The 20,775-nt window shown below is 65.5% G+C and carries 21 protein-coding genes; 7 read left to right on the forward strand and 14 right to left on the reverse strand.

Annotation, left to right across the window (positions count from 1 at the left end):
- Window positions 1-166: 166 nt before the first annotated feature.
- From IEY31_RS18835 to IEY31_RS17470, 5 genes are all read right to left on the reverse strand, one after another.
- Window positions 167-436: a hypothetical protein gene (locus IEY31_RS18835; RefSeq protein ID WP_229723749.1), complete on the reverse strand. Its 270-nt coding sequence runs from the start codon at window positions 434-436 to the stop codon at window positions 167-169.
- Window positions 437-546: 110 nt separating this feature from the next.
- The gene (locus tag IEY31_RS17455) at window positions 547-1,296 is read right to left on the reverse strand and encodes a spermidine synthase (RefSeq protein ID WP_188974235.1); all 750 of its coding nucleotides are present in this window, start codon (window positions 1,294-1,296) and stop codon (window positions 547-549) included.
- Between the two features lie 338 nt (window positions 1,297-1,634).
- On the reverse strand, window positions 1,635-2,663 hold the full coding sequence (locus IEY31_RS17460; RefSeq protein ID WP_188974236.1) for an endonuclease/exonuclease/phosphatase family protein: 1,029 nt from the start codon (window positions 2,661-2,663) through the stop codon (window positions 1,635-1,637).
- A 61-nt stretch (window positions 2,664-2,724) separates the two neighbouring features.
- The gene (locus tag IEY31_RS17465) at window positions 2,725-3,549 is read right to left on the reverse strand and encodes a hypothetical protein (RefSeq protein WP_188974237.1); all 825 of its coding nucleotides are present in this window, start codon (window positions 3,547-3,549) and stop codon (window positions 2,725-2,727) included.
- Window positions 3,550-3,744: 195 nt separating this feature from the next.
- Window positions 3,745-4,035, reverse strand: coding sequence for a hypothetical protein (locus IEY31_RS17470; RefSeq protein ID WP_188974238.1), 291 nt, complete (start codon window positions 4,033-4,035; stop codon window positions 3,745-3,747).
- 265 nt (window positions 4,036-4,300) lie between these two features.
- Here IEY31_RS17470 and IEY31_RS17475 point away from each other — a divergent pair, with 265 nt between their 5' ends.
- Window positions 4,301-6,610, forward strand: a complete 2,310-nt coding sequence (locus tag IEY31_RS17475; protein ID WP_308424340.1) for an HD domain-containing phosphohydrolase — start codon at window positions 4,301-4,303, stop codon at window positions 6,608-6,610.
- Window positions 6,611-6,764: 154 nt separating this feature from the next.
- Here IEY31_RS17475 and IEY31_RS17480 read toward each other — a convergent pair whose 3' ends face one another.
- A complete protein-coding gene (locus IEY31_RS17480) occupies window positions 6,765-7,202 on the reverse strand; it encodes a P1 family peptidase (RefSeq protein ID WP_229723750.1) in 438 nt (145 codons plus the stop codon).
- 233 nt (window positions 7,203-7,435) lie between these two features.
- Here IEY31_RS17480 and IEY31_RS17485 point away from each other — a divergent pair, with 233 nt between their 5' ends.
- The 6 genes from IEY31_RS17485 (at window position 7,436) to IEY31_RS17510 (ending at window position 12,126) form a co-directional block, all read left to right on the forward strand.
- Entirely contained in the window at window positions 7,436-8,818 is a 1,383-nt protein-coding gene (locus tag IEY31_RS17485) for an MBL fold metallo-hydrolase (protein WP_188974240.1), read from the forward strand.
- A 148-nt stretch (window positions 8,819-8,966) separates the two neighbouring features.
- Window positions 8,967-9,266 (forward strand): rhodanese-like domain-containing protein, encoded by a 300-nt coding sequence (locus IEY31_RS17490; RefSeq protein WP_229723751.1) that lies wholly within the window; start codon window positions 8,967-8,969, stop codon window positions 9,264-9,266.
- Window positions 9,263-10,078 carry a sulfite exporter TauE/SafE family protein gene (locus IEY31_RS17495; protein WP_188974242.1) on the forward strand — a complete coding sequence of 272 codons (816 nt, stop codon included), beginning with the start codon at window positions 9,263-9,265 and terminating at the stop codon, window positions 10,076-10,078. Before IEY31_RS17490 ends, IEY31_RS17495 begins: the two co-directional genes overlap by 4 nt.
- A 59-nt stretch (window positions 10,079-10,137) precedes the next feature.
- Window positions 10,138-10,713: a YeeE/YedE family protein gene (locus IEY31_RS17500; RefSeq protein ID WP_188974243.1), complete on the forward strand. Its 576-nt coding sequence runs from the start codon at window positions 10,138-10,140 to the stop codon at window positions 10,711-10,713.
- Window positions 10,710-11,192 (forward strand): YeeE/YedE family protein, encoded by a 483-nt coding sequence (locus IEY31_RS17505; protein ID WP_188974244.1) that lies wholly within the window; start codon window positions 10,710-10,712, stop codon window positions 11,190-11,192. The genes IEY31_RS17500 and IEY31_RS17505 overlap by 4 nt, the downstream gene beginning before the upstream one ends.
- 658 nt (window positions 11,193-11,850) lie before the next feature.
- On the forward strand, window positions 11,851-12,126 hold the full coding sequence (locus IEY31_RS17510) for a metal-sensitive transcriptional regulator (protein ID WP_188974245.1): 276 nt from the start codon (window positions 11,851-11,853) through the stop codon (window positions 12,124-12,126).
- Window positions 12,127-12,157: 31 nt separating this feature from the next.
- Here the strand turns inward: IEY31_RS17510 and IEY31_RS17515 are convergent, their stop codons facing one another.
- The 8 genes from IEY31_RS17515 to IEY31_RS17550 form a co-directional block, all read right to left on the reverse strand.
- The gene (locus tag IEY31_RS17515; RefSeq protein ID WP_188974246.1) at window positions 12,158-13,588 is read right to left on the reverse strand and encodes a bifunctional metallophosphatase/5'-nucleotidase; all 1,431 of its coding nucleotides are present in this window, start codon (window positions 13,586-13,588) and stop codon (window positions 12,158-12,160) included.
- A 93-nt stretch (window positions 13,589-13,681) separates the two neighbouring features.
- The gene (gene trxA, locus IEY31_RS17520; protein WP_188974247.1) at window positions 13,682-14,101 is read right to left on the reverse strand and encodes a thioredoxin; all 420 of its coding nucleotides are present in this window, start codon (window positions 14,099-14,101) and stop codon (window positions 13,682-13,684) included.
- A gap of 253 nt (window positions 14,102-14,354) precedes the next feature.
- On the reverse strand, window positions 14,355-14,579 hold the full coding sequence (locus IEY31_RS17525) for a YgaP-like transmembrane domain (RefSeq protein ID WP_188974248.1): 225 nt from the start codon (window positions 14,577-14,579) through the stop codon (window positions 14,355-14,357).
- Window positions 14,580-14,785: 206 nt separating this feature from the next.
- On the reverse strand, window positions 14,786-15,685 hold the full coding sequence (locus tag IEY31_RS17530) for an NAD-dependent epimerase/dehydratase family protein (protein ID WP_229723752.1): 900 nt from the start codon (window positions 15,683-15,685) through the stop codon (window positions 14,786-14,788).
- Entirely contained in the window at window positions 15,682-16,653 is a 972-nt protein-coding gene (locus IEY31_RS17535) for an aldo/keto reductase (protein WP_188974249.1), read from the reverse strand. Before IEY31_RS17535 ends, IEY31_RS17530 begins: the two co-directional genes overlap by 4 nt.
- Window positions 16,654-16,958: 305 nt before the next feature.
- Window positions 16,959-18,191: an MFS transporter gene (locus IEY31_RS17540; protein ID WP_188974250.1), complete on the reverse strand. Its 1,233-nt coding sequence runs from the start codon at window positions 18,189-18,191 to the stop codon at window positions 16,959-16,961.
- A gap of 234 nt (window positions 18,192-18,425) precedes the next feature.
- A complete protein-coding gene (locus IEY31_RS17545) occupies window positions 18,426-18,869 on the reverse strand; it encodes an amidohydrolase family protein (protein ID WP_188974251.1) in 444 nt (147 codons plus the stop codon).
- 114 nt (window positions 18,870-18,983) lie between these two features.
- Window positions 18,984-20,141, reverse strand: a complete 1,158-nt coding sequence (locus IEY31_RS17550) for a glycosyltransferase (protein ID WP_229723753.1) — start codon at window positions 20,139-20,141, stop codon at window positions 18,984-18,986.
- Window positions 20,142-20,775 lie beyond the last annotated feature (634 nt).

The following is a 20,775-nucleotide window of genomic DNA, read 5'->3' on the forward strand; positions in this document are numbered from 1 at the left end:
TTGCACCAACCTTTCGCCCGTCGGAGGCTCCATCCTGACCCGGACAGGTTTCTGGGTTCGGCTCAAGGGCGGCGGCAGGACGGCTGGTCCTGCTCTACCTTCCCAACTACAGCCCATGGCGGAACCCCATAGAAATGCTCTGGAGGCGTTTCCGACGTGAGGTTATTCATTGCCATCTCTTTAAGAGCCTGAACGCCTTTGTTTCTGCGACCTCTGCCTTAACCTCTGCCCACAGCCTCTTCACGAGCGCGATGATCCGTGCCTCGGCGTCCTGAGTCCAGTCCGTCAGGGCAAACGACGTCAGCCACAGGGCGCCGGCATCAAGCGTAGCCTCGTCGCTGAAGTCCAGCGTCGCGTAGCGCGTCTGGAATCTCTGTGCCCCTGGAAGAAGCAGACCACCTTGCCTTATCCGGCGTCGGCGGGCGTGCCGTACCACACCTGCTTTCCCGTCCGCTGTTCCGGAGTGCCTGTGGGCTCAGAACAAATCCGCTTCAGTCCACGGTCTGGGCGTCCCCAACTGGCCGTCCTGGTCTCGGGCCAGCGGTGTCAGCGCTGGGCGTTGCGCTGCCGCCGGACCCGTTTCGGGAGGCGGGCCGGAATCACGGCGGCGCCCTGCGTTCGGTGGGCCAGCCAGATGGTGTGGTGGGCGCCTTTGCCAGGCCGCGCACGCGCCGACCGCACCTCGACACGGAAGCCGGCCTGCTGCAGCCGCCGGGTAAAGCGGTTGTCCGGTGTGGCCGACCAGATGGCCAGCACGCCGCCAGGCCGCAGGGTCCGCTGCGCGGCGGCCAGTCCGGGCGGCGAGTAGAGCCAGCCGTTGCCGTGGTGCGTCATGCCCTCGGGGCCGTTGTCCACGTCCAGCAGCACGGCGTCGTACGTGCCCTGGCCCTGCCGCAGCAGCTCGGCCACGTCGCCCACATGAACATGGGTCCGGGGGTCATTCAGGGGGTAGCCCGCGCACTCGCCCAGCGGGCCTCTGTTCCACTCGACCACCTCCGGCACCAGTTCGGCCACCGTGACCACGCTGCCTGGTCCCAGCGCCTTCAGGGCGGCGGCGAGCGTGAAGCCCATGCCCAGGCCGCCCACCAGCACGCGCGGCGCCGGGCGGCCCGCGATCACCGCGCAGCCCAACTCGGCCAGCGCATCCTCGGAGGCGTGCATGCGGCTGTTCATCAGTTCGCTGACATAGCCCGAGATCTGGATGGAAAACTCCAGCTGGTCGCCGCGGCGGTACAGGCACAGATCCTGCTGCGCGCCGGGAATGGCGGCGCGGGCCAGCGGCACCCAGGGAATCATGCGGGGTCCAGCGGGGCGCAGGTCGGGCGGCAACAGGCCGACGGGAGATGGACAGGATTCAGAAACACGGGAGAGGGCAGGGGGCGCGCAGGCATCGGCTGACTCTACATGCCCCTGGCCTCTCCCGGCGGTTTCCCCCGCTGCAATCCGGCGGCTTCCAGGCGGGGCACGGCCTCCGGCAGCGGGATCCACCAAGCGTCCTCCTCGCTCTGCGGCCCAACCCGGCTTCGCGAGCCCTGGGGCCGTCCATTGAAGTAGAGGGGGACGGCTGCGTTCCGGCCCCGGCGAACCGGACGTCACTGCACCTGGCGTCGACCACCGCCGTTCTCGTCAAGCGTTCATGGGCGGCTCGCGTCGGAACCTGCGGTTCCATCATCTGGTCTGAAGCGCACCAGCAGCGGGCGGTGGTCGCTGATCGTTTCGGGCAGCGCCCGCGCCCTGGTAAACACCACGTCGTCTCCCCACACGTAATCCAGCCGGAGGAAGCCGAAGCGGGCTGCATAGGTGAATCCAAAACCCGCGCCCGCCTGGGTGAACGCGTCGCGCAGGCCTGTCGCCCGCAGCATCCCGTGAAGTTCGCCGCGTGCGGGAGCATTCATATCGCCCACCAGCACCACTGCCCCCGGCGCGGTGTCCTGCACCTGTCTGACTGCCCCGGGCAACTCCCGCCGAAGTTGCAGGCGCCACGCCACCCGTTCCGGCAGAGACCTGGGTTCTCCAGGCCGGGCGATGTCGGTGAGCAGCGCCAGCGTGGGGAGATGGGTGTTGATCACCGTCAGCGCACCCGCCGTGGTCTGCAGGCGCGTGACCAGCACAGCGTGGCCGGTGGTCGGGAAGCGTAGTGTTTGGCTTTCCAGAAGCGGCAGGCGCGTCAGGGTCAGCAGCTCTCCCTGACGCGCTGTGGCCCAGCCGGGAAACGCCGCGCGCACGCGCGCCGCGTAGGTCCCCTCGGGCTGGTCTTTAAATCGTGCCTCCTGAAGGACCACCACCTTGGCCCCTTCGCGCCGGGCCAGGTCAGCAATCCGGCCCGGGTCCGCGGAGGCGTCCAGGGTGTTGAGACTGAGGAGCGTCACGGTGCCGGGACCGGCTGGGCGGCTTCCCGGCAGAACGAGACCCACCTGAAAAATAAGGAAGGCCGCTGCAATCACCACATTCCAGGCCACCCAGCGCACCTGACCCGCACGCCAGGCCAGCCAGGCCAGCAGCGCGAAGACCGGCAGCAGCAGTTGCGGGGGGATCAGGTCCACGGCAGCCACCCACCACCAGTGCTCGGAGGTCAGGCGGGCCAACAGGCCCCAGCCGACCACCAGGGCCGCCAGGACTGCAGAAGCGGCGCGTACGTCTGGAACGCGCCCTTTTAACCGCATGGCGTTTGCTGGACGGCTGCGAGAGGCGAAGAGCCTGCAGATTGACCGCTCGGATGATCCCTCACGGTCCGAGGGTGACCCTGGACCGCGACGTCGCGTCGGAGGCCGTCAGGGTCAGGCGGTAGGTCTGGCCTGAGCGGGCGAGTTGATAGGTGCGCGACAGCTCACCGCTGTCCCGCTCCACCGTCTCAACGAAGCCCTGCGCCTGGAAGAACGGCAGGTAATAATCCTCCAGCTCCTGCAGCGTGTACATGCCGTAGAACAGCAGGCTGGCCTCACGGTCACGGTAACTGGCGCTGTCGATCAACACGTTGCCGGGCGGCGTCAGAAAAATCCGGCCGGGCACAATCTGCACCGTCTTCAGGTCGATGGGTTCGGCGTACACCCGCAGGTTGTCTGGAGCCTCACCCACCAGCAGGCGCCCGGGCAGCGCCCCGCCCCGGAACTGGTACAGCGCCTGAATGGCTCCCGTGGCTCCCTTGAGCACCTGCACCTCGATCAACCGGTCCATGCGGCGCAGCAGGGCGCGGGCGCGCGCCTCGTCCGGGTAAATCACGCGGTAGGTCAGTTCAAAGCCCTGCCGCTGAAGTTGCTCGGTCGCAAAGGCCAGCGCATTCTGGGCACTCAGGCCTGACGTGGGGCGGTAGGTGAGCAAGGCCGTGCGGGAGCCGTCGTCGTACCGGGTGCCCAGCACCCTGACTCCGGCCGGGGCACTGAGCCGCAGGCGGTTGTCGCCCGCCTGCAGATCGGTCAGGCCACCGGCGTACAACCCCCAGGGCAGGGTATCGGTGGTGCCGCTCAGCAGGGGCGCGGGGGTGGTCTGCGCAACGGCGGGCAGTGGGGCGCAGGCCAGCAGGGCCGCGAACACAAGGGCTTTCTGGTTCATGGTAAACCTCCAGTTCACCCAGCGTACGCTGTCGCTGCGTGCTGGCCGGTGATTCAACAACTTCCCCTCAAGGTGGTCCAGCGGCCCCGCCTCGACGTGCCCCGTCTGTTGCAGCCACACATCGGCCTTGTATTGGCTCGTGCGCGCCTTGTCGCCGGGACCCGTATTCGCGGGCGTCCAGATGCGCGCAGCGTCTCAGGTGCGGCGAAGTTGCCGCAGGCCCAGGAACCCGATCACCAGGCTGCCGAATCCGGCCAGGACGATCAGGCGGTGCAGCATTTCTCCCAGCACCACGTCCTCCAGATGAAAAACCTGGAAGGTCAATGTTTCGAGCAGGTGCGCCGTCCCAAGGATGATTGCGCCGGCCGAGATCCAGGACAGGGTTTTGCCGAACACGCTTCCCAGAGTGGAGGAACGGATCACCGTGATCATCCACAGTGCCACGCTGACGAGGACCAGATCCAGAATCAAGTTTACGAGTTCCATGGGTGCTCCGAGAGGGGGCAGGAGAGAAGGTGCTGGAAGCCAAGAGGTTCCAGGGAGCGTGATTGCCGCAAGCAAGGTCAAGACCCAGAACAGCGCGCAGTACCCGGCGGCCGTGTCTACGGGAGTATACCGCTGCCGACCCACACAATAGCTGTCTGAATTCCAACAGGATGCAACGGGAGGCGGCCTGGTCGTCTCGCGTGAAGAGGTGGCGGCCAGGGGCATGTCAGAGTCCCGTGAGGGGCGTCCGGGTATCATGACCGCCATGATGTCTGTTTCGGGTGCGGACGCCGACGGGGCAACCGCGCCCCAGGACGCCCTCCCCAACTTGCAGAGCAGGCCTGGCGCAACGCTGTCGGCAGTGGGGCGCTGGACCTTGCTTGTGGGAACGCTGCTGACCGCAACGCTCGGCATCACTGCCATTCGCCTGGCAGACCATGACAGGGTGACCATCATGCTGCTCGCCGATGCCGGGAGCGCCATCAACCACCACCGTGCTGTCGAGTGGCAGGGGCTTGTCCTCGAGGCGCGCGGTCAGGACGCGGTGTTGCCGGCGAGGGACAGTCAGCTGCTGCTGCAACAGGCGTGGGCCGCACTCGACCGCGCCCATTCCCGGGAGCAGTCTGGAGTGCTGCTGGCACTGCGGCCACTGCGCACTCCTCAGAGCCACGCCGAGGAGACGCTGATGCGCCAGCTTTTCCTGGACCTGCTGCTGGTCGTCAAGCAACAGCCCACGGTCTTCGGCGTGGCCGCTGCGGGAACCCAGATCCGCACGGGCGAGCGCGTCAGCCACATTGCTGAGCGTCTGGAAGCCCTGATCCAGCGCATGAGGGTTCAGCGGGAATTTGAGGCCGAACGCATGCTGGCAACCGCAATGCACTTGTTTCTCTTGACCCTGCTGGCCGGGGTGGGCACCATGATCCTCTTCACACGGCGGTTTCAGGACGTTCAACATCTGACGGGTCAGCTCCGGCGGGATCGCCAGGAAGCGCGGGAACGCGAGACGCACGATTCCCTCACCGGAGTGTGGAACCGTCCGGGCCTGCAAGCCACCTACGATCTGCACTGGGCTGCAACGGAGTGCATAGTGGTGATGCTCGATCTCAACCGGTTAAAAACGGTCAACGATACCGGCGGCCACGCCGCTGGCGACGTCTACCTGAGAAAGACGGCCCGGGCGTTGACGGCGGCGGCGCCATTTCCGGGCGAGGTGGCCCGCTGGGGCGGAGACGAGTTCGTGGTGCTGTTGCCGGGAAGCAGTGAGGATGATGCCCACCGCCTTGTGCGGCGGGCCATGCACGATATCGGTGACGTCGACGGCCTCCCGCCCTTTGCGTATGGGCTGGCTCTGGCTTCGCCGGCACACCCGCTGCAGCGCGCCCTGGCACTGGCCGACGCGGCAATGTACGAACACAAGGACCGGCAACGGCAGCACCTCAGCCGGACAACCGATGCCCGCAAGGGGATCACGGTCGAGGAATTCTCGGTCCGGCTGGAACAGCTTGAAACGCCCCAGCAGGTGCTTGGTACAGGCCTGCCGCTGGTTCATGACCTGCTGGGCTTCACGGTGGGCCTCTACCTGGAGCGTGCCGACGACGCCTTCACACTGCGCAAACTGCTGTGTCAGGCGCCGGATACTGGCCCTGTGGCCCGGCTGGGGGACCGGTACCGGGGCGACCAGGGCCTGCTGGGCCAGGCCGTCAGCAGCGGTCAGCCGGTGTGGAGCAACGATTATGCCAGCGAGCCCGCAGGGCTGCCGCAGTGGACCCGGTGCGATGTTCGCAGCCTGCTGCTGGTGCCGGTGCGTTGCCGCGGGCAGGTGCAGGGCGTGCTGGGTCTCGCACAGCTCCAGAGCTGGCAGGCCGTCACGCCGCAGGCGCGGCGGCTGCTCGAGGCCGTGGCGGGCCGGCTCGCCCACGCCATGGAGCAGGAACTGGCGGTGGAGGCCGCCCGGCGGAGTTTGTGGGGTGGACTGTTTGCACTGGGTGTGGCGCTCGAGGAGCGCGACCTCGAGACCGCCGGGCACACCGAGCGGGTTCTGGTACGGGCCCAGGCGGTGGGACGCCACCTGGGCCTGACTGGTGAGGCGCTCGACGCCCTGAGTCAGGGAGCTTTTTTGCACGACATCGGCAAGCTCGCCATTCCAGATGCCATCCTGAGGAAACCCGGCCCACTCACCCCGGAGGAATGGTCCATCATGAGAACGCACGCGGAACGCGGACACGACATTGCCCGGCGCCTGCCCGACCTGCCCCCAGTCACCCTGGCGGTGGTACGCAGCCACCATGAGCGCTGGAACGGCCGGGGCTACCCGGATGGCCTGTCCGGCCACGCTATCCCCCTGGAGGCGCGAATCTTCGCGGTGTGCGACGTGTATGACGCCCTGACCCACGCCCGCCCCTACAAGGCCGCGTGGACGCCGGCGGCCGCGCTTGCCGAGATCCAGGCGCAGCGAGGCGAACACTTCGATCCGGCGGTCGTGGACGCCTTTGCTGCGGTGATGGCCTCCGGCAGCGACCCGGCGGAACCCGCAACGCCCCGGGCTCTGCCGCACCGTGAACGGGTCAGTGATTGACGTTCCGCACAAGCAGGTTGTGTCGAGCGTGCCGGGTGCAGCCCGCAGATTACGGTTTGAAAAGCGGGCCTGTTCCTGCGGGGCGTTCGTCCGTTCGTCACCAGCGCCTGCCTGCTGGAGTGGTCCTCAGGGGGTCACAGTCTGGTGCGGCACCTTACTGTGCCGGCGGGCCGGGTACCGCAGCGCCGGGGTGCTGGACTGGCCGCACAGCACCGGGCGGTTGTGTTCCTCGCGTTTGACCGTGTAAAGCGCCTGAGCCGCCCGTCCGGGCGTGTTCTGGATGGCTTCCCCAGGAATGTAACGGCTGCCGCCCAGCGACGTGCTGCACGACGGGCGCAACGCTCAGGGGGCTGGTCAGCGGCCCCGGCGTCTCCAGTTCTCCGAGTTCCTGAACCTGGGTCAATCCGGCAAATTTCCCGAAGCCGTTGCTGACGACAACGCCGGGTGGCACGCGGTCCTCGAACAGGTTGCCGGCGTGCGGCACGCTGGCGGTGACCCCGGTCCGGATGCCGGGTTCGGCCAGCACGGTCTCGTGGCCCGCCAGCCCACCGGGCACGTCGGTGAGGGCGTTGTGCGTCCCGGCCGGCGGCACACCGGGAACAATGCCCAGGTCGCGCAGGCGGCGGCGGGTGGGGCCGGGTCACCGGACATGCCCCATGCTGACAGACGGCTCAGGCGTGGGCGGGCGCCGCCCTGCGGGAAAACTATGGCCCCAGCCCCATCACCTGCAAAGGTGACCCTGCCGCCACAACGCACCACCACTCCACCTGAAGTACCCTCCGGGGGTATTTGACTTGATACGGGGAGGGGGTATATACTCCGGGCATGTTATTCAAACGCCTGTACGACACCGACCTGGCCCAAGCGTCCTACCTGATCGGATGCCAGCAGAACGGCACCGCCATCGTGGTGGACCCTGTGCGCGACGTTCAGCGGTATCTCGATCTCGCCAAGCAGGAAGGCCTCAAGATTGTGGCCGTGACCGAGACCCATATCCATGCCGATTACCTGAGCGGCAGCCGCGAACTGGCCGCCGCCACCGGCGCCGCCCTGCACCTCAGCGACGAGGGGGGTCCGGACTGGCAGTACGCCTTCCCGCATGAAAGCCTGCACGACGGCAGCAAAATCCGCCTGGGCAACATCACCCTGCAGGCCGTGCATACCCCCGGCCATACTCCCGAACACCTGAGCTTTCTCGTGACGGACGGGGCCCGCACGCCCGATCCCGTGATCTTCCTGACCGGGGACTTCGTGTTCGTCGGTGACCTGGGGCGCCCCGACCTGCTGGATGAGGCGGCCGGCGGTCAGGACACCCGGTTTACCGGAGCGCAGCAGCTGTTCTCCAGCCTCAAGACCAAGTTTCTGACCCTGCCGGACTACATCCAGGTGTGGCCTGGACACGGCAGCGGCAGCGCCTGCGGGAAGGCCCTGGGCGCGGTAGAAAGCACCACCATTGGCTACGAGCGCCAGTTCGCATGGTGGGCTGACCACCTGGAAGACGACAACATCGAGGCTTTTACGAACGCGCTGCTCGATGGGCAGCCCGACGCGCCCCTGTATTACGGGCGTATGAAACGGCAGAACAGGGCGGGTCCCGCGCTGCTGGGAGACATCCAGCCGCTGCAGGCGCTGTCCGGTCAGGAACTGCGCGCCGCCCTGCAGCAGGACGTTCGCCTGATCGACACCCGTCCCCGCACGGAATATCAGCAGGGCGCCGTGCCCGGCAGCCTGCACCTGCCGGCCGGCAAGACCTTCGAGACGTGGGCCGGCTGGTTGCTGGACCCGGAAAAGCAGTACGTGCTGTTCGCCCGCAGCGCGCAGCAGGCCGAGACGCTGCGCCGCGGCCTGTGGATGACCGGGATCGACCGCGTCACCGGGTACGTCGGCAACTTCGAGGGCCTGACGCTCGAGTCACAGGAGGCCGTGCCAGTGCGTGAGCTGGGTGACCTGGGCCAGAGCTTCGTGCTCGATGTGCGTGCCCGCAGCGAGTATGACGCCGGACACATCCCCGGCGCGGTGCAGCTGCATGCCGGGCGCCTGATCCAGAACCTGGACCGGATCCCGCGCGACCGGCCCGTGGTGGTCCACTGTCAGGGCGGGGCCCGCAGCGCCGCTGCGGTGAGCCTCCTGCGCGCCGAGGGCTTTGACAACATAACTGACCTGGACGGTGGCTACGCGGCCTTTGCCCAGGAGCAGGTCAGCGCCTGACCCATCACCGGCGGCGTGACTTGCCCCTTCGGGGACGGACGCGCCGCCGGTGACGCCGCCTGCCCAGCCCAGATGCGTAGCCCAGAAGCCCAATCCAGAACACGTGGAACCAACAAGAGGAACACAACACATGACGTACCAAGACATTTTGACAACTGAACTAGAGGCCAGGAAACGTGCAGGGGCCCAGCTGGTTGACGTGCGCGAACGCGAGGAGTACCTGAGCGGTCATCTTCCCGGCGCCCTCAGCCTTCCGCTGAGTGAACTGACTGGGCGCGAGCACGACGTGCCGGCCAACGCCCTGCTGATCTGCGCCAGTGGCAACCGCTCCGCCCGGGCCGCGGCCTATCTCACCGCCCAGGGCAGAACGGACCTGATGAACCTCTCGGGGGGCACCCTGGCCTGGATGCGTGAGGGCGGGGAACTCAACGTCGGGGAGCAGCCGTGATCTTCGCCTGGTTTGGCGCCGCCCTGATCGGCCTGAGCCTGGGTCTGCTGGGTTCCGGCGGGTCCATCCTGACCGTTCCGGTGCTGGTGTACCTGGTGGGCGAGCCTGAGAAACTGGCCATCGCCGAGAGTCTGGCCATCGTGGGGAGCATCAGCCTGTTCGGGGCCATCCCGTACGCGCTCAAGAAGCAGATCGACTGGCGGTCCGTGCTGTGGTTCGGGATTCCTGGTGTGCTGGGCACCTACGGCGGCGCGGCGCTGAGCGTCTACCTGTCCGGCGTGGTGCAGCTGCTGCTGTTTGCTGGCGTGATGCTGCTGGCCTCGGTGATGATGTTCCGTCCCACGCCGGTAAGTTCGGACGCCCACGGCGCCCACGCGCGCTCACCGGTCAAGATCGCCCTCGAAGGGCTTGGTGTGGGCGTGCTGACCGGCCTGGTGGGTGTGGGCGGCGGCTTCCTGATCATTCCTGCCCTGGTGCTGCTGGGCGGCCTTCCCATGGGCCTGGCGGTGGGCACCAGCCTGCTGATCATCGCGGCCAAGAGCTTTGCCGGGTTTTACAAGTACATGCACGTGCTCGCGGACCAGAACCTCTCCATGAACTGGCAATTGATCGGCCTGTTCACGGTGATTGGCATCGCCGGCAGCTTTCTCGGCGCGCGACTGGGCAAAAATATTTCCAACGCCAGCCTGAAGCGCGGCTTCGCCGGCTTTCTGGTGGTGATGGGCGTGTACGTGCTGGCCACCAACGTCCCCAAGGTGCTGAACCCTGCGCCCTCCACTGAGGCGCGTCAGACCGTCTCGCCCACACACTAACCCTGCTCCTGTCGGCTGTGGGCGCATTCTGGCCCCTGCCGTGTTCCATGAGGTGACACATGACTGAATTTCTCGAAGTTCTCCGCTCGCCCTGGCCCTGGTACGTCAGCGGTCCCCTGATTGGCCTGATGGTTCCGCTGCTGCTGTGGCTGGGCAACAAGGGGTTCGGCATCTCGGCCAACCTGCGCCACGCCTGCGCCATTTTGCTGCCTGAGCAGACCAAGCCGGCCTTTTTCCAGTACAACTGGCGAACGGAGAAATGGAACCTGATGTTTGCGGGAGGGTTGCTGCTTGGCGGTCTGGCGGCCGGCGTCCTGCTGGCCGATCCCAACCCGACCCGCCTGAGCGAGGCTGGCCTGCAATCGGTCCAGGCGCTGGGTGTGCAGCTGCGGCCCGGTCTGGTGCCGGCGGAACTCGCCGACCTGAGCAATCCCGGGGTCTGGCTGCTGCTGGCCGTTTCCGGCCTGCTGGTGGGGTTCGGGACCCGCTATGGGGGAGGCTGCACCAGCGGCCACGCCATCACGGGCCTGAGTACCTTGCAGGTGCCCTCGCTGATCGCCACCGTGTCCTTTTTCGTGGGCGGCATCCTCAGCGCCAATTTCATTCTTCCCCTGTTCCTGGCGGTAATCCTATGACCACGAAACCGGTAGCCCATATCCCGGGGGTCCACCCGGAGGCCACTTCCGCCGCCCGTGCCGCGACGGTCCTGCCTATCTACCTGCTGGCTGGCCTGTACTTCGGTATCGTCCTGATCAAGAGCGAGGCGGCCAGCTGGTACCGCATCCAGGAGATGTTCCGCTTCGAGTCGTTTCACATGTTTGGCCTGATGGGCTCTGCGGTGGTGACCGGTATGGTCACGACGGCGCTGCTGCGCCTGAGCAAAGTCAAGAGCCGCGATGATCAGACCATCACCGTGACCCCCAAGGACAGGGGCTGGAAGCGTTACGTGCTGGGCGGATTGACGTTCGGCGCAGGCTGGGGCCTGGCAGGCGTGTGCCCCGGGCCGATCCTGGCCCTGCTGGGTGCAGGCATCTGGCCCATGCTGCTGGTGCTGGCGTTTGCGCTGCTGGGCACCTACCTGTACGGCCTGCTCAAAGACCACCTGCCCCACTGAGGGAACTCCGGCTTGAAACCGGGTGCGCGCAGGGCGCGAAGACTGGCGCCGGGGCACCACCACGACATGTTGACGTGACCCGGGCCCACCAATCATCTGTGAGCCTTCTCCTACCTCTGCGGCGCGTCACTGCGCCGCAGAGGTTCCCTATGGCCAGAGTCCGGGCGCCACAGCCCTCCAGCCTGAGGCGGAAAAGGAAGTGTTGGACGCGCCTGTCGGGTGACGCGCAACTGCGGTGGGCTGCCGGGGGCACGCCTGGTCTGAAGCCCCCTTGTTCAAAGGACTCTGCTCGGTTGCTCCGGCAGCCAGGGTAAAACTGGTCGCCGAAGCAGATCCTCAGCGGCGGTCAGGCCCATTCTCCTGTGGGTCGCCAGAGCCCTGCCCCCTGCCTGCAGTCGCGCCGCCTCGTGACCCCATCACCTCACTGCCCTGCGGCACTCAATCCACAGGCAGGTCACGCCAGGCCGGGCACCTGCCCCTCCACCGCCCTGTTCCACAGGGAAGAACTGCCGGACAGCCTGAAGGCAAGTGGCGCGTCAGCCCGGCGGGGACGCTGGCCACTTTATGATCTGGTGTGCCCGGCCAGTTCAGCACCCGGGGACCCCCCCAGGACCGCTCACCTCCACGTTCTCCTGCACCGCGCAAAGGAACCGCAACCATGTCCAGCCCAGCGCCTCTGACCCTAGACGAGCAAGAGAAACACCGTGTCCTGAACCGCCTGCGCCGACTGGAGGGTCAGGTCCGCGGGCTGCACAAGATGGTGGACGAGGACCGTCCCTGCCAGGACATCCTGACCCTGCTGAGCGGGATCCGCAGCGCGCTGGACGCCACGGGTGAGGTGATTTTCGAACAGTACCTGCTGAGCTGCGCCGCCAACGAGGGAGAGCCGCTGCCCACCCGCGAGATCGTGAAAACGGCCCGCCTGTTGCGTTGACCGTGTCTGCGGCGCGACTTCGCAGCGCGGCTCAGATCAGGTGGACACTGGGCGGGGCGGCCACAACAGGGCCACACGCCTTGAGGTAGGCAAGCATGGCCTCGACCGCGCTTACTGTCAATTCGCGCCGGTTCTGCCCGAAGCGGTGCGGGACCGCCTGATTGGTCAGAAAGGCCACCTCGTACTGACGCTCCGGCTCCAGAGGTTCACCGGCAATTTCGATGGCCTGCACGCGCGCGCCGTGCGGATTTTCCGGCTTGGCGTACAGCACCACGCCGTGCATGCGCTTGACGTAGCCGCCGCGCTGCTGCCAGGGGTCACGCGCGAAGACCGCTTCCAGATTGTCTTCAAGCATCTGGGCAAGTTCCGAGCCGCTCAGCCGCACCTGGCCCACCGGCGGGTCATGGGGCACCAGGTTCCAGACCGCCATCCGGCTGATGGGTCCTGGCGCAATGGGGGCGCCGTAGCGCCAGCCGTTTGAAAGGGCGATGGAGGTGCCGGCGGCGTGGGCGACGGCGGCGGTGAGAAAGTCGTCGGCCGGGGCGCTCAGGCTGGTGCCGCGGTGCAGCAGGACCTCGGTATGTCCGGCGATCTCCTCCTGGGCGGCGCGGAAGGGACGCAGATGCCCGGAGATGGCCTCGGCGAGCGGCTGGTCGAGAGGGCGGCCGGCGTGCATCTCGACCAGCTCATGGTGGACCAGGGTCACCTGATCAGGGGTGACGTCCAGATCCAGGCGGCTGACAAAGCTGCCGTGACAGCCGGCCTGGGTGATCAGGGTCCGCCCCACCCGCTGCGGCTCGGTCAGGCGGTTGTGGGTGTGGCCGCTGAGCAGCACGTCGATGCCCGGCACTTCGGCGGCCAGCGCGCAGTCCTGCGGGAAGCCCAGATGGGACAGAACCACCACCACATCGGCGCCCTCCTCTTCCCGCAGCCGGCGCACCAGGTCCCGGGTCTCGGCCCGCCCATCGGTAAAGCGCAGCCCCTCGCCAAAGCGCGGCGGCATGTCGCCGACGATGTTGGAAGCCAGCCCCAGCACGCCCACCCGGACGCCGCGGTCAATCATCCGGAAGGGGGCGAACGGCCGCTCGGAGGTGTCCTCACGGTAGATGTTGGCGGCCAGCATGGGGTAACTGAGATGGGCGGCCAGCTGCTCAAGCTGTTCAGGCCCGTAGCCAAAATCCCAGTGGGCGGTCATGCCGTCAAAGGCCAGCGTGTTGAGCAGTTCCGGCATGAATGCGCCGCGCGTGGCGACCACCGGCCCGGTGCCGTGAAAGGTGTCGCCGTTGTCGAGGGCGATAACGGCCCCAGGGCACTCGGCGCGTACCCGGTCGAAATACGCCTTGATCCGTGCCAGGCCCCCGGTGGTGCGCGTCATGGGAGCGCCCGCCTCCCAGAAAAGCTCCGGATGGGGTTCGAGATAGGCATGCAGATCGTTGAGTTGCAGCAGGGTCAAACGGGTCACTTGCAGTGCTCCAGTGGGAATGGGCCTGGATGTATGGATGTGCGGAAAGGACGGAGGCAAAAGCTGTGGCCTGCCTGCGGCGTCCTGCCGGGCCTAGACATACGCGGCAAGCCGCTGCAGGAGGGCCGGTTTCTGGACCACGCCGACCATGGAATCCACCTGCTTGCCCCCATGGAACAGCAGCAGGGTCGGGATGCTGCGAATCTCAAACTGTCCGGCGCTGCGGGGATTTTCGTCCACGTTGACCTTGACCACCCGGATCTTGCCGGCCTGCTCGCGGGCGATCTCTTCCAGAACAGGACCCATCACCCGGCAGGGACCGCACCAGGGGGCCCAGAAGTCCACCAGCACCGGCACGCTGGCCTGAATATCGTCGGCGAAGGTGGCATCGGTGCCGTCATGCAGCCACGGCAGAGCGGCCTGACAGCGTGCGCAGACGGGCACCTGACCGCCGGGAACCTGGCGTACCCGGTTCTTGCTGTGGCAAACCGGACAGAGCAGCACATCATTCATGTTGACCTCGTGGTGTGGTGGGGAGAGGGAATGTCGACGTGGTGGCGACAAGGGAAGGGCCCTGAGGGCGCGTGCCCCGGTCAGGCCTGCCTGCCGCTGCTCGCCGGAACCTGTGACGCTCCGCAAGTTCCGCGAGATGTCTCAGGTAAGGGTGTGAGAGACCGCAGAGCATGTTCGTCGCCGGGACACGTGATTTGATGGGCAGTTTATATGGTCACACCTGCAGCGCTGGGGGCACGGCATCACCGGACGTTCAGGTCTGACGCCGCAGTTCGTCGCCGCGAAATGGGAGCCTGAGCAGCGGGGCCAGCAGGCAGACGTCAAGCACGCCGGCCAGCAGCGGCACCGTCCCGAGGGCCAGAACAGCTGGCTGACGGTGGGTCAGGCCCCAGCCCATCAGGGCGAGCCCGGCTCCTACGCGCAGACCGCGCCCCTGCGGCGCCGCCATAAATCCACCGAATTGTTTCCTGGTGATCATCAGTCCCTCCTGGGGGGTTCAGGGTTGAGCGGCATTGACGGTGGTCTGCACGCTCCATCACATCAATGTCGTTCCCATGTCGGTGCGTTTCCTGGCAGAGGGCCGAGGACCCGCCCTTGAGCAAGTCCAGCCGCATCTCCCACGCCAAGTCTGAACGCCCCAAACGGCGGATGCCTGTGCCGCCAATGAACATTGCCTTTATGGCTTCACACGTCCAGTGTGGTGCCGTCCTCGCCCAGCGTGTCCCGCCAGCGGTGCTGAGGCTCGAAGCCCAGATGCTGGCGGGCCGCGTCGATGCTCAGAAGGGTCTGGAAACCGTCCAGTGGGTCCCGTAAGGGAACGCCGGGGAAGACCTGCTCCATGAGCGTGCGCGAGGGCAGCGGCATCACGGTATCGGCGGCCGCAATGATGAAGCTGCTGGTGCCCGTCCGTGGGGCCTCCAGCGCCAGGCGGCAGGCCAGCGCGGCGTCCCGCTCGTCGATATACCCCCACAGATTCCACTTGCGGGCGTGGGGATCAGGCCAGGCCAGTTCTGGAAACCGGCGGTACTCGTCCGGCCCCAGGATGTTGGAGAAGCGCAGAGCCACGAAAGGAATCCCTGAACGCCGCGCAAAATCCCCGGCCATCGTCTCGGTGACCACCTTGCTCAGCGCATACGACGATTCGGGATGCGGATAGTGCGCCTCGTCCACCGGGGCGTACTGCGGCGGCACGTCGAAGGGCAGGCCCAGCGTCGTCTCGCTGGACGCCCAGACCACCCGCTGCAGCCCCAGCATCGTGGCCGCCGTGAATACGCTGTGGTTCATGGTCACGTTCTGCACGAAGGTGTGGTGCGGTGCCTGGAGGCCGGGCGCGGGAATGTTCGCCAGATGAACCACGCTGCCCGCACCGTGCATGACCTCCAGCGTCTGGCCCAGATCACTCAGATCGGCCTGGAAGGCATCGTTCAAGGTGCCTGGGAACTCGCCCTCTGGCCTGGGGGTGGGCCGGGTGTCCACGGCGATGACCTCGTAGCCGTGTTCCAGCAGGTGCCGCAGGGCGGCGCGTCCGGCCCGGCCCGCCGCACCCGTCAGCACCACCGGGCCGATGTGGGAAGCCGCGTTCACCACGCGTAGGCTTCCGGGGCCTGTCCGCCGGGGCCGGGCCAGATGTCGTCGAGCGTCTTCAGGGTTTCAGCCGTCAGCCTGATGTCCAGCGCTTTCAGCGCGCCGTCCAGCTGCCCGGCGGTGCGCGGGCCGATGATCGGGGCCGTCACGGCGGGCTGGTGCAGCAGCCACGCCAGCGCCACGTCCGCCGGGGACTCGCCCAGCTCCCTGCACAAGGCCTCGTACCGCTCCAGTTGTGGGCGGTGTTTCTCGATCTGCTGTTGCATGTTCTCGCCCGCGCGGCGGCCCCCCTCGGCCTTTTGCAGGGCACCGCCCAGCAAGCCGCCGCCCAATGGACTCCAGGGAATCAGGCCCAGCCCCAGTGCCTGACAGGCCGGAATGACCTCCAGCTCGATCATGCGCGCCGACAGGTTGTACAGGCTCTGCTCGGACACCAGCCCCATGAAGTGTCGCCCGGCGGCCAGCGTGTTGGCCTGCGCGATGTTCCAACCCGCGAAGTTGCTGCTGCCCACGTACAGTACCTTGCCCTCGCGTACCAGCTGCTCCATGGCCTGCCAGACCTCTTCCCAGGGCGCCGCGCGGTCAATATGGTGCATCTGGTACAGATCGATGTGATCGGTTTTCAGGCGGCGCAGGCTGTCCTCGCACGCCTTGCGGATGTGATACGCCGAGAGTTTCTGATCGTTGGGGCCGTCGCCCATCTTGCCGTAGACCTTGGTCGCCAGCACGATTTTGTCGCGGTTGCCAGGATTGTGCTCCAGCCAGCGCCCGACGATCTGCTCGGTCACGCCCTCGCCGGGCTGGCGGCCATAGACATTGGCGGTGTCGAAGAAATTGACGCCTCGCTCCAGCGCCGCGTCCATGATGGCGTGGCTGTCCTGCTCACTGGTTTCAGGGCCAAAATTCATGGTGCCCAGACACAGGGGGCTGACTTTCAGGCCGGTGCGGCCTAGATGACGGTAATCCATACTTGACGCCTCCTTGAATTTCGCTCTAACCCGACGCTACACCCGCAGGGGCGGCGGCGTCATCCCAGGGGCGGCCTTTATGCTTCCTGCGAATGAATTGAAGAACAAATCGCCATGGGCGTCCCGCTTGAACAAAGGCATCAGATGCTCACTTCAGGGCGCCCTGAACAACGTCTCCGTCCCAGCCAAGAAGGAAACGGCAACCTGATTTGCCGCAAGTGTGCTCCGGTCCTGGATGAAGCCCACCTGAAACGGGCGACATGTCGCCCATCTGCCCGGCACCTCTCGTCCCTCTCCTGACCCGGTCAGCCCCGGCCTCCAGCGATCTGGGCGGCCTCCGGCAGGCGGGCGAGACGGCGCATGGCCACGGCCCCCAGCAGTGGCCCCAGACTCAGCGCCGTGAAGGCCAGCGCCCAGCCGCTGCTGCTGACCAGGAGGGGGACCAGCGCGATGCTGCCGGCGGTCAGGGTGAAGCCCAACGCCAGTTGCATGGTCAGGGCCGTGCCCACATACGCGGGGTCGGCAATCTCACTCACGATGGTTGAAAACTGAGCGGAATCGGCGATGATCCAGAAGCCCCACAGCAGACTCAGGCCCAGCACCACAGGGGGAGCCGCGTTCATCAGGGTGGCCAGGGCCAGGGCCAGGGCGCAGCCGCCGGACAGGAACATGGCCAGCGCCGTGAGACGGGTTCGGCCCCAGCGGTCTCCCAGCACGCCACCGACGTAACAGCCGATGGCCCCCACGCCCACCACGGCGAAGGTGGCGTAGGCCGCCCCCTGCGCCGGGTCCGGCAGGTTGCGCTCCGAGAGCAGCCGCGAGAAGAACACGGCGAACCAGGCCCACATGGCGTACAACTCCCACATGTGCCCCAGGTACCCGAGGGTGGTGAGGCCCATGGCGCGCCCGGTCAGGATCCGCCAGGCCTGGGCAGGCCGGAACACGGCAGGCGGATACTGGTGTGGCCCGTTCCTGACCTGCATGGCCAGCACTCCGCCCAGCGCCGCGAGCAGGCTGGTCACGCCAATCACGGCCTGCCAGTTCGCCCCGCCCAGACCGTTGACCAGGTGCGGCAGCGCGGCTGCGAGGGTCAGGGCGCCCACCATGATGCCCAGCGCCACGCCGCGCCCGGTGCGGAACCAGGTAGCCATGGCCTTGAGCGCCGGGGGATACACCAGGGCCATGGCCGCTCCGGTCAGGGCGCGCAGGGCAATGGCGTGGGCCGGACCCTGCGCCAGCAGCATGCCCAGATTGGCCCCGGCGGCCACCAGGGCTCCGGCCAGAATCAGGTGCCGGGGCGAGACCCGGTCTGCGAGGTTCAGGACCGCACTGAGAACCGCGCCCAGCACGAAGCCCAGCTGAACGGCCAGCGTCAGCCAGGCGGCGTCGCTGGGGCTGAGCGTCCAGACGGCGCGCAGCTGTGGAAGCACGGCGGCGGCCGAAAACCACGGGGCCATGGCAAAGACAACCGCGCCTGCCAGCCACGTGAGGGCGCTCCAGCGGTCCGGGGCGGCGTGGTGGGAAGCAGCATTCGACATGCCGCGCAGCATAGAGAACCCAGGTGGGCCGGTCGGGGTGTGGCCGGGTGCTGGCGCCAGGAGGTGAAGACGCCTGGCACCAGCACCCGGCCCCCAATGGTCAGGTTTGTTGGGAAACGGATGCGGGCTCTTTCGCCTGCGGATCAGACCGTCCGCCCCACCTGCGGGCTTTCCGGCCCACTCCGGAAACGGGGTGGGAGCCTCGGCCCTGCCAGACAGAGCCCTGCCCAGCCTTTACCGGACTGTGACCGGCAGATCCTCCTGCTCGCCCTGGCCATGGGGGCGCCCAGCAGGCCTCAGCCACTCTCCACCCGCACCGGCCACCGTCTGCCCGTCCGCGAAGATAGGCTGTCCCCGCCGGTAGACCCGCTTCACCCGGTGCTGGAACGGGCGCCCGAGAAAGGGAGACCAGGGATGCAGAGACTTGAGCTGTCCCTGGGTCAGGGTCCACGGCGCAGCCGCGTCCACCAGCACCAGATCGGCGTCAAGACCCTCGCGGATGGCCCCCTTCCGGTGTCCGATGCCTGCCAGGCGTGCCGGGGACTCGCTCAGCAGCCGCGCGAGCTGCGGCAGGGGCAGCCTGCGCCGCGTCCCCTCGTCAAGCACCAGGGGCAACGTGAACTGAATGCCGTTGATGCCGCCCCAGGCGTCCCAGATGTTGCTGGTCCTTTTGCGCAATAGGTCTTCAAAACACCGCCATTTCTCGTTGCTGTCGAGGGACAGACCGGAAGGTGGCCTTCCCGTCGTTTGGGACGGCTAAAAACGAAGTTGTCAGCTACTGAGCTTCATTTTTTACGCCCGTCTTTGAAAAGCTTCCTGATAGATATTCATCAACAATTCGTGATTCCGCTCAGGTGCGTATAAATTAAGATAAGCCTCACGACAATTCTGACGGAGCTTCGCCAAATGATCTGGAGAGGCCGTCAGCATCACGATTTTCTCAATAAGATCTTCAGAATCACCAGGTCTAAAGAGTTCACCCGTTTGCCCAACCGTCACTAGCTCGATTAGACCACCCATTCTCGCTGCGACAACAGGCGTTCCCTTTGCAAATGCCTCGATCAGAACCCGCCCAAACGGCTCATGCCACTCAGAAGGCACAACAAGAACCTTGGCATCTCCCATTAGTGTATGGGTTTCGGTGAGGGAAAGTGGACCTAAATATTGTATACCTATATTGCGAGCCGCCGCTTGTTCAACCTCAGATTTGAGAGGCCCTTCACCCACAATCTTAAGGGGAAGAGTTAAACGCCCCAATTCCCAGGTTTTGAGAAGGGTTCGAATCCCCTTTTCATCCGTGAGTCGTCCGACGTAGAGGGCATATCCTCCCTTCCCATCTCCTACACCGGGATCAGGTGCAACAACGTTCGGTTTAACGACAATCTGCGCGGCCTCGATGCCTGCCTCAATATATTTCTGCCTTACAAATTCAGAAGTCGCCACGAACAGATCAACTTGCCGCCGGTACGTACCGATGAGTTTGTGGGTCGACACCATCCCCGCCACAACTGCTGAGCCTGCCACACTACCTCGATAGCAGCGGTGCAGAATGCCGGGAGTGGGGGCAAATCGCCCTACACACAGCTCGCAAACATTCCCGTCACGGTAAAGAAGACCATTGACGCAAGTCATTCTGTAGTTTCGAAGAGCTTGAATTACTACGGCTCCTGCTTTATGCGCGGCATAATAGGCAGCAGGAGAGATTAAAGGGAAAGTGTTTTGAAAGTGAACCACTTGAATTTGATTGTCTTTGATTAATTGAGTGATCTTTCGAAAGGAATATGGATTCCATATTGTATAGGCTGCAGTTCTTAGCACGCCAAGATTCTGCACTTCGTTGCTATGTACTGTATAACGCACAACATTATGTCCGGATGCACTGAGTAATCCTGACTCAGCCAAAAAACTTTCATCTTCACCTCCAGGCTGCTGGTAGTGATTATGAACCATTAGAATACGCAGACTTCTACCACCTCACTATTGCCCAGTCTTTATAAAACGATAAAATCATACGTATTACCCTCTAATAACAGATCGCGTTTTAAGTTACGTGAGAGTCCAGAAGACGCTAAAGACCTATGTAAGCACGAGATTCGATCTGACCTTGCTCCTGCTTCCAATGCCACCCCCCGGTATTATTTCGCCGGCATGCTGGGAGGCGGAGCAGGAAGATATTACACCGAGCCGCGGATCCTCGACATTATTGGCAGCTTCCAACGGAAGCCACCATCACAAATCTGATCCAATTCCACGGATCATCCTGACACTGAGCTAAGCACACTGGCAGTTAAACAAGAGTTTACAACGCCGGTTAGGGCCTGGGGTTGCCAGAGTCAACTAGCGTGTGGAGCGCATAAACAAGGAAGACGATATGGCTAGAGGCTGCCAAGAACCCTACCTAAAAAAGGGCCTGATTTTGACCCTCCCCGTGTTTCTGGTGCCAAGCTGAGTGCAAATTCAGTGGCACGTGAGCCGCCCCCGAAAACCGATCCAGGTCAGCTTGGAATCTCTGACGGGCTTGAGCCGAACCCAGAAACCTGTCCGGGTCAGGATGGAGCCTCCGACGGGCGAAAGGTTGGTGCAA

This window comes from Deinococcus aerolatus (genome assembly GCF_014647055.1).
In the GTDB taxonomy this organism is placed as follows: Bacteria; Deinococcota; Deinococci; order Deinococcales; family Deinococcaceae; genus Deinococcus; species Deinococcus aerolatus.

What these genes read in the sequence shown, in the direction of transcription:
- IEY31_RS17455 (WP_188974235.1), bottom strand. Translation starts at nt 1,296, where the DNA reads ATGATTCCCTGGGTGCCGCTGGCCCGCGCCGCCATTCCCGGCGCGCAG.
- IEY31_RS17460 (WP_188974236.1), bottom strand. Translation starts at nt 2,663, where the DNA reads ATGCGGTTAAAAGGGCGCGTTCCAGACGTACGCGCCGCTTCTGCAGTC.
- IEY31_RS17465 (WP_188974237.1), bottom strand. Translation starts at nt 3,549, where the DNA reads ATGAACCAGAAAGCCCTTGTGTTCGCGGCCCTGCTGGCCTGCGCCCCA.
- IEY31_RS17470 (WP_188974238.1), bottom strand. Translation starts at nt 4,035, where the DNA reads ATGGAACTCGTAAACTTGATTCTGGATCTGGTCCTCGTCAGCGTGGCA.
- IEY31_RS17475 (WP_308424340.1), top strand. Translation starts at nt 4,301, where the DNA reads ATGATGTCTGTTTCGGGTGCGGACGCCGACGGGGCAACCGCGCCCCAG.
- IEY31_RS17485 (WP_188974240.1), top strand. Translation starts at nt 7,436, where the DNA reads ATGTTATTCAAACGCCTGTACGACACCGACCTGGCCCAAGCGTCCTAC.
- IEY31_RS17500 (WP_188974243.1), top strand. Translation starts at nt 10,138, where the DNA reads ATGACTGAATTTCTCGAAGTTCTCCGCTCGCCCTGGCCCTGGTACGTC.
- IEY31_RS17505 (WP_188974244.1), top strand. Translation starts at nt 10,710, where the DNA reads ATGACCACGAAACCGGTAGCCCATATCCCGGGGGTCCACCCGGAGGCC.
- IEY31_RS17510 (WP_188974245.1), top strand. Translation starts at nt 11,851, where the DNA reads ATGTCCAGCCCAGCGCCTCTGACCCTAGACGAGCAAGAGAAACACCGT.
- trxA (WP_188974247.1), bottom strand. Translation starts at nt 14,101, where the DNA reads ATGAATGATGTGCTGCTCTGTCCGGTTTGCCACAGCAAGAACCGGGTA.
- IEY31_RS17525 (WP_188974248.1), bottom strand. Translation starts at nt 14,579, where the DNA reads ATGATCACCAGGAAACAATTCGGTGGATTTATGGCGGCGCCGCAGGGG.
- IEY31_RS17535 (WP_188974249.1), bottom strand. Translation starts at nt 16,653, where the DNA reads ATGGATTACCGTCATCTAGGCCGCACCGGCCTGAAAGTCAGCCCCCTG.
- IEY31_RS17540 (WP_188974250.1), bottom strand. Translation starts at nt 18,191, where the DNA reads ATGTCGAATGCTGCTTCCCACCACGCCGCCCCGGACCGCTGGAGCGCC.
- IEY31_RS17550 (WP_229723753.1), bottom strand. Translation starts at nt 20,141, where the DNA reads ATGGTTCATAATCACTACCAGCAGCCTGGAGGTGAAGATGAAAGTTTT.